Here is a 12,883-nt window from a genome sequence, read left to right on the forward strand (position 1 = left end):
GGCTCCTGACATCGTCCCTTGGTGCAAGGCGGTTAAGCAAAACTCTTTCGGCGGCGCTCGACCGCAGGGGCATCTTCGACGGCGGGAATGCTTTGCAGCACGCGCTTTGACGGCAGGATGGCGATGGCTTCGGTTCCCTCGCGCAATTTCGAACGCAGGATGAACTCGCCATTGTGCTTGGCCAGGATCGCCTGAACGATGGGCAGCCCGAGCCCGGTTCCCTGTTCGGCACTCTTGATGGCGATCGAGCCCTGACCGAACGCGGAAAGGACAACTGGAATTTCCTCTTCAGGAATGCCCGGTCCGTTGTCCTTGATGGAAAGATACTGACCACCGCCGGCGGTCCAGCCGACCTTGACCGAAACCTCGCCGCCGGACGGCGTGAATTTTACCGCGTTCGACAACAGATTCAGGATCACCTGCCGCATCGACTTTTCATCCACCCACACCGACGGCATGCCGTATTCGAACTGTTCGGTGATGCTGATATTCTTGGTGCGGGCCCGTAGCTGCACCATACCGATGCAATCCTCGGTGATCTCGACCAGATGGATGGCTTCTTCATTCAGATCATACTTGCCGGCCTCGATGCGCGAGAGATCGAGGATTTCGTTAATCAGATCAAGCAGGTGCTGACCGGAACGATGGATATCGCCGGTATATTCCTTGTAGATCGGATTGTTGAGCGGCCCGAGCACTTCCGTCGACATGACCTCGGAGAAGCCGAGAATGGCGTTCAGCGGCGTGCGCAACTCGTGCGACATCGAGGCGAGGAAGCGGGATTTTGCCATGTTGGCTTCCTCGGCGCGGCGGCGCGCTTCGTCGGACATCGATTTTGCCACCTCGAGCTCGGCGATCAGATCGTCCTTTTCCGATTGGACCGAGAGGATATGCACGCTGCTGCGGTGCATGCGATTGGTCATGAAGACGAGGAAAATCAAAGACGTCGAGACGATTACGGTCAGCGCGAGATAACCGGAACTTCCGGATTTCATCGTCAGGGCGCTCAGGGCAACAACCACCGGGACGAAGGTGAAGAGCAGTGCATTGCGCAGCAGGAACGTGCTCATCGCCGTGGCCGCAAGCGCGATCAGAAGCACCGCGCCCTTGTAGTAGCCGAAGTCGATTTCGCGGCAGCTGTTGCAATCCTGAACGATGAAGGCCGCCCAGCAAAAGCCGATGACGACATGGACGATCAAAAAGCGGCGGCACCAGTCGTTCACCTTGTCGGTGGGGATATCCAGCGCCTTCGCCCTGCGCGCCAGGAGAATGCCGATCGCATTGACGCACAGGGTGGTCATGCCCCAGGCGACAAGATCGATCTCTTGCGACAGGTAGACGCCGACCGCGGTGACCAGAATGATGAACAGCGGCATGGCGATTGCGCCCTGCAGCATCGTATCGACGTGAAGCCCGAGCATCTCCTTGTCGAAGCCGGACGCATTCGACGGGCCGGCCTGCAGGCGCTCGCGGGTCGTGCGCACGGCTTTCGACACAGCCGCGTTGCGGTGGCTGCGCGATTTATCGACGATGATCTTGTCGGTCGAAGTGCTTACGCCCTTACTCATGATCTCATACGTGTTAACGGAATCCATTGAAGTTTAAGGGGAAATCCTTAAGAAGTTGCTGCGATTTCCTGGTTTTTCGTCCGGTATCCCGTAGCGTGAGCCGGTGAGTAGAGGTCGCAAGGACGGCAATGAAACGCATGCTAAGGATCATTCGTGACCTTCTCCTGACGGCGCTGATCCTGCTGTTTTTCGGGCTCGTGGCGGTGCGGCTTAACGGTCCGCAGGAAGCCGCGTCCGGACGGGCACGGATTGTCGATGGCGATACGCTGGTGCTGGACGGCAGGCGCATTCGTCTTGTCGGCATCGATGCGCCGGAACTGCGGCAGGTTTGTCAGAGAGATGGCCGGGACTGGCCGTGCGGCATGGAGGCAAAGGCCTATCTATCGGGGTTGACCGGTGAAGCGAAAACCACCTGCGAGGCTGATGGCAGCGACCGGTATGGACGGCTTCTTGCCGTCTGCAGGGCGCAAAATCTTGATCTCAATGCAGCGCTGGTCAGCGCCGGCTATGCCATTGCGTTCGGGGACTATGAGGTTCAAGAGAGCGTTGCCCGGCAAAAACGGCTGGGCCTGTGGGCCGGGACCTTCGCAGCGCCACGCACCTGGCGCCAGACCCACGGCGGAATGGACGAAACGCCCCATATGCCGGACGGCTGGCTGGAGAAGGCGGTTTCGCGGATCGGCAACGGGATTGAGACCGTGGTGTCAAGGGTATGGAATGACTGACGGGCAGGCGGATGGGCTGGAGGACTTGCGTGCGGCGATCGCTGCCTGCCGCATCTGTCGTGACGCGCCGGCGCGTGGTCCAGACGACCGGTTGCCGCACGAGCCGCGCCCCGTCGCGGTGATTTCGGCCACGGCGCGGATTTTGATTTCCGGTCAGGCGCCCGGGCTTCGCGTCCACGAAAGCGGTCTGCCGTTCAATGACGCGTCCGGCGACCGGCTTCGTCAGTGGCTCGGCGTGACACGCGAGCAGTTCTACGATCCAGATCTCTTTGCCATCGTACCGATGGGGTTCTGTTTTCCAGGCTATGATGCGCATGGCAGCGACCTGCCGCCGCGCCGGGAATGCGCGCCGCGATGGCGGCAAAAGGTGATGGATGCCATGCCGCAGATCGAACTTGTGCTGGCCATTGGCCAATATGCGCAAGCCTGGCATCTGGGCAACCGGCGGGCAGCGACAATGACGGAAACGGTGCAGGGCTGGCGCGCGCATCTGGGCGCCAACGCAGGACCGCCGGTGCTCGCTCTGCCGCATCCAAGCTGGCGCAATACCGGCTGGCTGAAGAAAAACCCATGGTTTTCGGCCGATGTCCTGCCTGTACTGCAAGAACGTGTAACAAAATTGATTTCCTGAAACAATTTTCTTTCATTTGGCTGATTTCACGGTATGTAGAGAATATTATTCGAAGGGGGCACTCCATGGACCGTCTTGACCGCAAAATCCTGCGCCTGCTGCAGGAGGATTCCACACTCGCCGTTGCCGACCTGGCTAAAAAGGTTGGTCTTTCCACGACACCGTGCTGGCGCCGCATCCAGAAGATGGAAGAGGACGGCGTGATCCGCGGCCGCGTGGCGCTGCTCGATCCGGCAAAGGTCAACACCAAGGTGACGGTGTTCGTGTCGATCCGCACCAACACCCATTCGATCGAATGGCTAAAGCGCTTTTCCGAGGTGGTTGCCGAGTTTCCTGAGGTGGTCGAATTCTATCGCATGAGCGGCGATGTCGACTATCTGCTGCGTGTCGTGGTGCCCGATATCGCCGCCTATGACGCCTTCTACAAGCGGTTGATCACCAAGATCGAAATCCGCGACGTCTCGTCGGTCTTTGCTATGGAACAGATCAAATACACGACGCAGCTGCCGCTCGACTACATGGTGATCGACCAGGCGAAGTCCAGCGAAGACTGATCATGCGCTCGGAGGCTGTAATCCCAGCTTCCTTAAAACGGCGCTGCTCGTGAGTTCGCGGACAGCGTCCTTGCCGATCCACCGGGCGGCACGGTCCTGCCGTGCAGCCAGTGCCTGCGCCATCGACAGCGCAGGACCATGGCAGCGGGCGCTGCGCTTGCCTGTCTGGCGCAGTGCCCAGTTCACCGCCTTCTTCACGAAATTGCGGTCATCGCCGGCATGGGCCTCGACCAGCGGCAACCAGGCGAGGATGGTCTCGTCCGGTTCCTTTTTCAGGTGAACGGCGCTCACGGCGATCATGCTGAAAGCCATCCGCCGGACAAATTCCCGTTGATCGGCGGCAAATTCCGGGATCAGGGGCGTATCCAGCCTGGCGTTGACAAACAGGTCGGCGACGCCGTCGACGAGTTCCCAGGAGTTGAGGTCACCTGCCCATTGCCTGGCTGTTTCAAGCGTCAGCTTTTGCGGTTCGGCCGTCAATGCCGCAAGCAACCGGGCTTCGCGAATGCCGCTTGCCCAAAGGGCGAGGGCGCGGTCGTGGTCGCGTTTTATCAGCCGGGCAATCCGCTTGAGATCCGGATTGGAAATCCCGAGTGCAGCCGCCGTCTCGATGCCGAACCGCGCCATGCCGGCGATGTTCTTCTCCATCCGCAGGGTTTTCAGGTGCGCGATCACGGCATCTGCGGGCGACGATGGCGCGAGCATTATTTTTCCAGCCGCGACAAAAGCGACGAGGTGTCCCAGCGAGCGCCACCCTGCGCCTGCACATCGGCGTAGAACTGATCGACAAGGGCCGTGACCGGCAGCTTGGCGCCGTTGCTGCGGGCTTCGGTGAGCAGGATGTCGAGGTCCTTGCGCATCCAGTCGACGGCGAAGCCGAAATCGTATTTGCCTGCATTCATCGTCTTGTGGCGGTTTTCCATCTGCCAGGAACCGGCGGCGCCCTTGGAAATCACCTCGATGACCTTCTCGATATCGAGACCCGCCTTCTTGCCGAAATGGATGCCTTCGGCGAGCCCCTGAACGAGGCCGGCGATGCAGATCTGGTTGACCATCTTGGTCAGCTGGCCGGAACCGGCAGGCCCCATCAGGCCGACCATGCGGGCATAGGCGTCGATCACCGGCCTGGCGCGCTCGAACACCTGCGGATCGCCACCGCACATCACGGTCAGCACGCCGTTTTCAGCGCCCGCCTGGCCGCCGGAAACCGGGGCGTCGATGAAATGGGCGCCGCGGGCGGTCGCTGCGGCATCAAGTTCACGGGCGACTTCGGCCGAGGYCGTGGTGTTGTCGATGAAAACGGCGCCGGTCTTCAGCGTTTCGAAAGCGCCGTCCTTGCCTGTCGTCACCGCGCGCAGGTCATCGTCATTGCCGACGCAGCAGAACACGAAGTCGGCGCCATCGGCTGCCTCAGCCGGCGTCGCTGCTGCGCGTCCGCCGAACTCGGCCGCCCATTTTTCGGCCTTTGCAACCGTGCGGTTATAGACCGTCAAGTCGTGGCCGCCACGATTCTTGAGGTGACCGGCCATGGGATAGCCCATGACGCCGAGACCGATGAAAGCGACTTTTGCCATTGCGAATGCTCCTGTACCGCGTATTGCCCGAGACTTACTGCATAATTCCCGAAATCGGAATGGATTTAAGGAATTATGCCGTAAGTTTGACGTGCTGCGGCGGACCTTTGCACCTCACGAATAACGCGCGGCGCTGTCGTGGTAATGCGCAACGGCGGACGCCGCCTGTGCGGCCGCATTTCAGGACTATATGCGCGATGGCAATCAGGATGCCGGGACGAAGGAGCCAAGGGTGACGTAGGCGGCTGCGCCAGCAGCAATGGCCGCAAACGTCGCCAAGGTGAGTGTCGTCGCGTAGGGGCCCTTGCCGCCAGCCGTGAAGGCCAGCACGACTTTGGTCATGAGATTGACCACGACCGCGATCAGGATCGCCGCGACGGCGGTGGCAATATCGACCGATGTCCCCGTCAGGCGTGCCGTCGACAGCGTGATGGCGTCGAGATCCATCAGGCCCGATACGGCGGCGACCGCAAAGAGCATGGTCTGGCCGATCCTGTCGACCAGAACCTTTGACACCACGATGACCGCGCCAAGCAGGGCGCCGAAACGCAGCACTTCTCCAAGTTTGAACGGGTTTTTGAGCCGAAGATCCGGCGCACTTTGCTTGCCGTTATCCCAGCGGACGATCAAAAAGCTTGCGGCCAGCATCACCAGCACAGCCGGTACCAGCGCAATCGCCAGCGGTATCAGGAGGACGGGCGCGAGGGCTGCGCCGATGACGAGGACGCGGAGAAGCGACAGCGCCCCGGCGATCGTGGCGCCGGAGGCCAGTTGCCGGGCGCTATCAGGCGCATCGGCCGCGAAGCGGGCAAAGGAGAGCGTCAGCGCCGTCGAGGAAGCCAGTCCGCCGGCGGCACCGGCAAACAGGATGCCGCGGCTGGGCCCGGCAACCCGGATGGCGACATACCCGGCAAAGGAGATGGCGGCGATCGTGACGGTCAACAGCCACAGAGTAAATGGATTGAGGGCGTCCCAGGGATCGATGGTCTCGTTCGGGAGCAGCGGCAAAGCGACGAGCGTCATGGCCAGAAAAACGAGGGCGGCCCTGATTTCCAGCCAGGTCAATTGTTTCAGAAAACCGTGGAGACTGCGTTTGGCTAATAGCAATGCCGTGGTGACGACCCCGCCGGCTGCCGCGGCCCGCACGTCGCCAACGATCGCTACCGCGCCAAGCGCGAAGACGATGAAGGCCGCAATGACGGTGGTGACGCCGTAATCTTCGTCTGCCTTCGATTCTCGTAGCTTGAAGACGACGAAGGCGGCGCCGAAGAGGAGCAGCAGCACTGCGGGCAGGGTGGGGCCGGCTTCTGTTTGAAGGTAGCCGGCAAGGCCGCCGAGAAAGCCCGAAAGGCCGAATGTGCGGATGCCGGCGGTCCTGCCGCCCGACGGCACGTCGCGGTCCTGCCAACCTCTCTCGCAGCCAACGAGCAGGCCGATGGCGAGCGCCACGCCGAGGCGCTGGAAGACTTCGACAATTTCCATTCGCGAATGATAGGGCCTGGGCGCGCAAGCGCAAGCGCCGTCCCGGCGCCGGCTCGGCTTTGAATGCGGGAGAATAATTTTCCGCTGGCGGAAAGTTTGCCGGCCGGCTTTTCCGGTATCCCGCCAGTTTTTAATATTTATATAGTATATAGTTTTTGTAGATTGCATCACTCTTGATGGCAGTGGCGCCATGGTCGCGCGCCGGCCAAACATCGAGAGGGATCCATCATGTTCACACGCCGACAGACACTATCGCTTTTCGGGACTGCCGCGCTTGCGGCGACGCTGCCTGGACTTGCCCGTGCCGCATCCGAACCACCCAAGGAATTGCGCCTCGGCTGGCAGAAGGGCGGCGTCCTGGCGCTGGCCAAGGCAACAGGCGCGCTGGAAAAGCGCTTTGCCGATCGCGGCATCTCGATTACCTGGGCGGAATTTTCCTCCGGCCCGCCGCTGCTCGAGGCGCTTGGCGCCGGCGCCATCGATTTCGGCCCGACCGGCGATGTGCCGCCGCTGTTTGCCCAGGCGGCAGGCGGCAACCTCATCTATGCCGGCACTTACAAAGGCTCTTCGGCGGGCTCGGCCATTCTGGTGCACAAGGATTCTCCGATCCGGTCGGTGGCCGACCTCAAGGGCAAGCGGGTTGCCTTCAAGCGCGGATCGAGCGCCCATAATTTTACCGTCAAGGCGCTGCGCAAGGCCGGGCTCGGTATCACCGACATCGAGGCCGCAGACCTTTCGCCGTCGGATGCAGCCGCAGCTTTTGCCAGCAATCAGGTCGACGCATGGTCGATCTGGGATCCCTATTTTGCCGTCGCCGAGAAGGATCCGGGCACGCGTGTCCTGACCACGGCGGAAGGGATCGTCGACTCCTGGAGCTACTTCCTCAGCAATGGCGACTTTACCGCAGCGCATGGCGACGTGCTGGGTGAAATCCTTGACGAACTGGCAAAGGTGGGGGCCGCCGCGCAAGACGATCTCGACGGTACCGTGGCAGCGCTGTCGAAGATCACCGGCGTGCCGAAAGACATCCAGCGGATTGCCCTGACGCGCGAAGGCTTCAGCCTTGCCGATATCTCAACGCTCGGGCCGGACGCGCTCGCCTATCAGCAGGCGCTGGCCGACGAGTTCTTCCAGCTGCAGATCATCCCGAAACAATTGACGGTCAGCGACATCGTATGGAAGGGCCGGGCGAGCTGAGGGGCGTCATCAGCAATAGACCAGGAAGTGGTGCTTGAGCGCCGTCAGACTGCTGACAAACTACAGCCTGTACAGATTTGCGGCTCTCATTGGGGCGCTACTGATCGCTTTTCCTTGCGGCGGGCATCCAGTCGGCTCAATCATTTGAATTGAAATAGTCTTTTGACCCGGCGAACGTCGGGTCACTGGATCCCCGCCACAAGGGCGAGGATGACGGGGGTTGGGAGCGCCACTCTACCAGAAGGAGAATCCGCAGGGTTTATCAACGGTCCCGCGGCGCTCAAGAGCGTCGGTGCCACAAACTACTGACAAACCCTGAAAAGGGTGGTTTGACAAAGCGGACATCCCATTCTCCGTCATCCTCTCCCCTGTGGCGGGGATCCAGCGACCCGACGTCCGTCGGGTCTAGAGACCATTTCAGCTCAAGGACTTGAGCTGGCTGGATGCCCGCCACAAGAGCGAGCATGAGGGCGGAAATTAGGTGGCTGAAATGATCAACAAAGATCAAATGAGAACCGCAAATCTGTAAGATTACGGTTTGTCAGCGGCCCGACGGCGCCTCAGCGCCGTTATCAGCGCAGTTTTGCAATCACCAGATGACCGGAGATCGGCTCGCCCTCTTCCTTGCGCACGGTGATATCCGTCAGTTCGACAAGGTCGAAGCCGATCGCATCGAGCCGCTCGCGGACATAGGTTTCGGCGTGGGCGAAGCGCTGGTTCGGGCCGACCATGAACGGGCGTCCGGCAAAGGTCTCTGCGGGCAGCGTCTCGCTCGAGAAGATGAACAGGCCGCCGGCATTCATGTTTTCGGCAACGCCGAAAAACAGGGCTTCGAGCGCGCCGAGATAGGGCAGCACGTCGGTCGCGGTGATGAGATCGAAGGGCTCGTCGTCATTGTCTTCGAGGAAATCGACGACTTCGGCAACGTAGAGCGTCTCGTAGACGTCCTTTTCATGGGCGATCCCGACCATGTTTTCCGACAGGTCGATGCCGGTGATGTCGCCGGCCATGTCGCGCAGCGCGCCGCCGGTCAGGCCCGTGCCGCAGCCAAGATCAAGCACGCGGGCAAAGGGGCCGAGGTTTAGCGCCTGCAGGCGCTGACGCACCAGCATCGGCACGTGATAGTCGAGCTGTTCGACAAGCACGTCCTCGAACACGTCGGCGTGCTGATCGAAGAGAGTGGCGACATAGGCGTCCGGCGCCTTGTCGGGTGTCTCGCCGCGGCCCATCGAGGCGATGCGGACGGCAGCGCCGCCGTGATCGTCGGGATCGATCGCCAGAACTTCCTGATAGGCTTTGACAGCCGCCTCGACGTCGCCGGATTTCTCCAGGGCGAGCGCGCGGTTATAGGCTTCGGCGAGGGCTTCTTCATCGATCTTCTGCATGGCGGCGTCTTTACGGCGCGGGCAGCCGTTTGGCAATGCGAAAACCCGCGTTAGCAGGCGCTTGCGCCCGGAAAATCATTTATCACGGTGTCAATTGGGCGCATGATGGGCAAAACAACAAAAATCCGGGAGGAAATGATCATGGCCGCGGAATTCAGTCCGATTGGTCTGCTCAAGGAAGAGGCCGAAGCCAAAAGCCCGCCTTTGCCGGCAACGCCTGCGGAGACGATCACGGCGCTCGTCCATTATTATCGCGGCGAAATAGGCCGGATGGCGGGCTGGCGGGACCGTATCGATCGCACGTCGAACTGGGCGATCACCGTGGTGGCGGCTTTGCTTTCGGTTTCGCTATCGACCCCGGCTTCGCATCATGGCGTGCTGCTCTTTGCCATGCTGCTGATCACGCTACTATTGTTCATCGAGGCGCGGCGATACCGGTTCTTCGATGTGTACCGCGCCCGCGTTCGCCGGATGGAGCGCGGTTATTTTGCCCAGATTCTGGCTCCGCAAGCGCCCTTCAAGCCGAATTGGGCAGCCCCGATTGCCGACAGCCTGCGCCGTCCGGCGTTTCTGATGAGCTATCGCGAGGCGGTTTGCCGACGGTTGCGGCGCAACTACTGCTGGATGTACCTCATTCTGCTTCTGGCCTGGGCCTTGAAGATATCATCGCCGGTGCTGCAATCGGATGGCAGCGAGACCCGGCATGTGCACTCGCTCAGCGACGTGGCGGCGAATGCGGCACTCGGCCCCGTAACCGGCTGGCTGGTCATCGGTCTGGTGATCGTCTTCTACGGGCTCATGGCCTATGCAGCACTTCACAAGGAGCCGGGCGAGGGCGAACTGGCGCATGGCGAGGTTCACGTCTGATCGGTGAGACAGGTGCGCTGATGGCATGTGCAGGATTTCTTGATTGTGATCTGCGCCTGCTGCTGGTTTTATCGCGCCTTCATTGACATGAGGGAGACGACGATGACGGATCAGAAGGTTGCAATCATCACGGCGGGCGGGTCGGGCATGGGAGCCGTTTCGGCCCGCCGGCTGGCGGCGGAAGGATATCGCGTCGCGATTCTGTCCTCGTCCGGCAAGGGCGAGGCATTGGCCAAGGAGCTTGGCGGTATCGGCGTGACCGGGTCGAACCAGTCGAATGACGACCTGAAGCGGCTGGTGGACGCGGCCTACGGCAAATGGGGCCGGGTGGATGCGCTGGTCAATTCCGCCGGTCACGGACCGCGCGCCGCCGTCCTCGATCTCAGCGACGACGACTGGCACAAGGGCATGGACGTCTATTTCCTTAATGTCGTGCGCCCGACGCGGCTGGTGACGCCGATCATGCTGGAGCAGAAATCCGGCAGCATCGTCAATATCTCGACCTATGCGACCTTCGAGCCGGACCCGCTGTTTCCGACATCCGGCGTCTTCCGCTCTGGCCTTGCGGCCTTCACCAAGCTTTTTGCCGACAAATATGCTGGAGACAATATCCGCATGAACAATGTTCTGCCGGGCTTCATCGACAGCCTGCCGGAGACCGAGGAACGGCGCCTGCGCATCCCGATGGGCCGTTATGGCACGTCGGAAGAAGTGGCCGAACTGGTGGCGCTTCTGGCGACCGACCGCGGCGGCTACATCACCGGCCAGAACATCCGCATCGACGGCGGCATCACCCGGTCGGTGTAAAATCTTTTATCCGGGGCGACTTATCAGTTGATGATGAACTCGCCCTTGAGCGCCCGCCAGTCCGAAGCCGAAATCAGCTTGCGGTGGACATATCGCACCGAATGCAGGGGCCCTTCGAGCTTTTCCTGCCAGAATTTGAGAAAACTCTTCATTTCCGGAAACTCCGGCGCCAGATCGTAGTGCTGCCAGATATAGGTCTGCAGAAAGGCCGGATGATCGGGCATCCGGTAGAGGATCTGGGCCGTCGTCAGGCCATAACCCTTGAGCTGCAGTTCCAGTTCGTTTGTCATGTTGGACCTCATTTTGCTCAATGATGGTCCCTGCTATTGAAGCACCGGATTGGTTAACCGGCTATGAATATTTTACCGAAGCGGAAGAAATATTGTTCAAAAACAAGAGTTTGGCAGCGCTTTATCCCGAGTGCTGCCAAACTTGTCCCTGCCTCAGCGCTTCAGATGCCGCGTCAGGCGCAGTTCGATCCAGGCCCAGAGATTGCGCAGCATTTCGACCATGACAAGATAGAGAACCGCGGCCCAGAGATACATCTGGAAATCATAGGTGCGCGAGAAGGCGCGGCGGGTTTCGCCCATCAGGTCGAACACGGTGACGATGGCGACGATGGCCGAGCCCTTGATCATCAGGATGATTTCGTTGCCGTAGGGGCGCAGGGCCACGATCATCGCCTGCGGCAGGATGATCTTGAAGAAGGCGACGCGCTTGGGCAGGCCAAGGGCGTCCGCCCCTTCGTGCTGGCCGCGCGGCACGCTCTGGATTGCGCCACGCAGGATTTCGGCCTGGTAGGCGGCGGTGTTGAGCGTGAAGGTGAACAGCGCGCAGAACCATGCGTCCTTGAACAGCGACCACAGGCCTGCTGCCTCAAGATAAGGGCGGAAGCTGCCGAGGCCGTAATAGACAAGGAAGAGCTGGGTGATCAGCGGCGTGCCGCGGAAGAAATAGACGTAGGCATAGGCGATCCACGAAATCCACTTGATCTCGGTCATCCGGCCAAAGGCAAGCGGCAGGGAAAGAATGCCGCCGAGGACGATCGAAATGCCCACGAGGGTCAATGTCACGCCGAGGCCGGAAATGAAGCTCGGACCGTATTTGGTGAATTTTTCGGGGCTCCACGACTCAACGACGAACAGGAAGATGCCAACGGACGCAGCCAGCCAGACGCCGAGCAAGACACGGCCGACGAGACGGGACAGCGTGTAGCGCTTCAGCGCTTCCGGCGGTGGCGGCAGGGCCGGGAGCATGGTTTGGATATGGCTCATCGGACGGCCTCCGCACGTTTGGTCCAGCGTTCGAGCGCGGAAAACACCAGCGACGAGACCATCGCCAGAATGAGGAACAGCAGGCAGGCGATCGAGAAGAACTCGAACGCGTTTTTGGTGACGCGTGCGGCAACGCCGGTCTGGCGCAGGATGTCCGGCAGGCCGATGACCGAGACAAGCGCCGTATCCTTCAAAAGCGCCATCCAGAGATTGCCAAGGCCGGGCAGGGCGATGCGCACCAGCTGCGGCAGAATGATCAGCCGCATCGTCCGGCCGCGATGAAGGCCAAGCGCGTCTCCGGCTTCGTACTGTCCATGCGGAATGGCCTTGAAGGCCGACAGGAGTACTTCCGAACAATAGGCCGAGAAGACGACGCCGAGGGCGACCATGCCGGCGATGAAGGCATTGATCTCAACCGGGCCTTCGTAGCCGAGGGTTGCCATCACCCGCTGGACGACGATCTGCAGGCCGTAATAGACGATGAACAGCGTCAAAAGCTCCGGCAGCCCGCGGAAGATGGTCGTATAGATATTGGTGGCGAGGCGCAGCGATTTTTCTTGGGACTGTTTTGCCAGCGCGATGAAGAATCCGAGGAAAAGGCCGATGGGCAAGGTGCAGATTGCCAGGCTTGCCGTGATCATGAAGCCATAGGCGATCTCGTCGCCCCAGCCGGTGTCGCCGCACGAGAGCAGTGTATCCTGGGCAAAAATCCGGAAGATGCCGATCGGGCCGCACATTGGATCAACAATGCTGGCGAACCACGAGACAATGGAAGAGAGGGCAGCAAAAGCAGCCTGCATAAGTCTGATTTCCCCTGAA

The 12,883-nt window shown here is 60.8% G+C and carries 14 protein-coding genes; 6 read left to right on the top strand and 8 right to left on the bottom strand.

Going from position 1 to position 12,883, the window contains the following annotated elements; all coding sequences use genetic code 11:
- Positions 1 to 32: 32 nt before the first annotated feature.
- Complete coding sequence (locus tag AC1D17_RS07565; RefSeq protein ID WP_477564793.1) at positions 33 to 1,568, bottom strand: sensor histidine kinase; 1,536 nt, start codon at positions 1,566 to 1,568, stop codon at positions 33 to 35.
- Positions 1,569 to 1,696: 128 nt separating this feature from the next.
- Between AC1D17_RS07565 and AC1D17_RS07570 the strand changes: the two genes are divergently transcribed.
- The 3 genes from AC1D17_RS07570 to AC1D17_RS07580 all read left to right on the top strand — a co-directional run bounded on the left by AC1D17_RS07570 (position 1,697) and on the right by AC1D17_RS07580 (position 3,478).
- Positions 1,697 to 2,293, top strand: a complete 597-nt coding sequence (locus tag AC1D17_RS07570) for a thermonuclease family protein (RefSeq protein WP_477564794.1) — start codon at positions 1,697 to 1,699, stop codon at positions 2,291 to 2,293.
- The gene (locus AC1D17_RS07575; protein ID WP_477564795.1) at positions 2,286 to 2,924 is read left to right on the top strand and encodes a uracil-DNA glycosylase family protein; all 639 of its coding nucleotides are present in this window, start codon (positions 2,286 to 2,288) and stop codon (positions 2,922 to 2,924) included. The genes AC1D17_RS07570 and AC1D17_RS07575 overlap by 8 nt, the downstream gene beginning before the upstream one ends.
- A gap of 65 nt (positions 2,925 to 2,989) precedes the next feature.
- Positions 2,990 to 3,478, top strand: a complete 489-nt coding sequence (locus AC1D17_RS07580) for an Lrp/AsnC family transcriptional regulator (RefSeq protein ID WP_477564796.1) — start codon at positions 2,990 to 2,992, stop codon at positions 3,476 to 3,478.
- Here AC1D17_RS07580 and AC1D17_RS07585 read toward each other — a convergent pair whose 3' ends face one another.
- From AC1D17_RS07585 to AC1D17_RS07595, 3 genes are all read right to left on the bottom strand, one after another.
- Positions 3,479 to 4,183, bottom strand: coding sequence for a DNA alkylation repair protein (locus tag AC1D17_RS07585; RefSeq protein ID WP_477564797.1), 705 nt, complete (start codon positions 4,181 to 4,183; stop codon positions 3,479 to 3,481).
- Positions 4,183 to 5,052 carry an NAD(P)-dependent oxidoreductase gene (locus tag AC1D17_RS07590; RefSeq protein WP_477564798.1) on the bottom strand — a complete coding sequence of 290 codons (870 nt, stop codon included), beginning with the start codon at positions 5,050 to 5,052 and terminating at the stop codon, positions 4,183 to 4,185. The genes AC1D17_RS07585 and AC1D17_RS07590 overlap by 1 nt, the downstream gene beginning before the upstream one ends.
- Before the next feature lie 204 nt (positions 5,053 to 5,256).
- Positions 5,257 to 6,534, bottom strand: a complete 1,278-nt coding sequence (locus AC1D17_RS07595) for an MgtC/SapB family protein (protein WP_477564799.1) — start codon at positions 6,532 to 6,534, stop codon at positions 5,257 to 5,259.
- Between the two features lie 228 nt (positions 6,535 to 6,762).
- On the opposite strand from AC1D17_RS07595, the gene AC1D17_RS07600 reads away from it, so the two are divergent.
- The gene (locus AC1D17_RS07600) at positions 6,763 to 7,731 is read left to right on the top strand and encodes an aliphatic sulfonate ABC transporter substrate-binding protein (protein WP_477564800.1); all 969 of its coding nucleotides are present in this window, start codon (positions 6,763 to 6,765) and stop codon (positions 7,729 to 7,731) included.
- A 572-nt stretch (positions 7,732 to 8,303) separates the two neighbouring features.
- Here the strand turns inward: AC1D17_RS07600 and AC1D17_RS07605 are convergent.
- Positions 8,304 to 9,116, bottom strand: a complete 813-nt coding sequence (locus tag AC1D17_RS07605; RefSeq protein ID WP_477564801.1) for a class I SAM-dependent methyltransferase — start codon at positions 9,114 to 9,116, stop codon at positions 8,304 to 8,306.
- Between the two features lie 141 nt (positions 9,117 to 9,257).
- Here AC1D17_RS07605 and AC1D17_RS07610 point away from each other — a divergent pair, with 141 nt between their 5' ends.
- Together AC1D17_RS07610 and AC1D17_RS07615 are read left to right on the top strand one after the other, a co-directional pair.
- Positions 9,258 to 9,983, top strand: coding sequence for a DUF2270 domain-containing protein (locus tag AC1D17_RS07610; protein ID WP_477564802.1), 726 nt, complete (start codon positions 9,258 to 9,260; stop codon positions 9,981 to 9,983).
- Positions 9,984 to 10,085: 102 nt separating this feature from the next.
- Positions 10,086 to 10,790, top strand: coding sequence for an SDR family oxidoreductase (locus AC1D17_RS07615; RefSeq protein ID WP_477564803.1), 705 nt, complete (start codon positions 10,086 to 10,088; stop codon positions 10,788 to 10,790).
- Positions 10,791 to 10,813: 23 nt separating this feature from the next.
- Here AC1D17_RS07615 and AC1D17_RS07620 read toward each other — a convergent pair whose 3' ends face one another.
- The 3 genes from AC1D17_RS07620 to AC1D17_RS07630 all read right to left on the bottom strand — a co-directional run bounded on the left by AC1D17_RS07620 (position 10,814) and on the right by AC1D17_RS07630 (position 12,864).
- Complete coding sequence (locus tag AC1D17_RS07620; RefSeq protein WP_264218562.1) at positions 10,814 to 11,080, bottom strand: usg protein; 267 nt, start codon at positions 11,078 to 11,080, stop codon at positions 10,814 to 10,816.
- 153 nt (positions 11,081 to 11,233) lie between these two features.
- On the bottom strand, positions 11,234 to 12,064 hold the full coding sequence (locus AC1D17_RS07625) for an ABC transporter permease (protein WP_477564804.1): 831 nt from the start codon (positions 12,062 to 12,064) through the stop codon (positions 11,234 to 11,236).
- Positions 12,061 to 12,864 (bottom strand): ABC transporter permease, encoded by an 804-nt coding sequence (locus tag AC1D17_RS07630; protein ID WP_477564805.1) that lies wholly within the window; start codon positions 12,862 to 12,864, stop codon positions 12,061 to 12,063. Before AC1D17_RS07630 ends, AC1D17_RS07625 begins: the two co-directional genes overlap by 4 nt.
- Between the last annotated feature and the right edge of the window lie 19 nt (positions 12,865 to 12,883).

It is taken from the genome of Pararhizobium sp. P1_E7, from assembly GCF_056405855.1.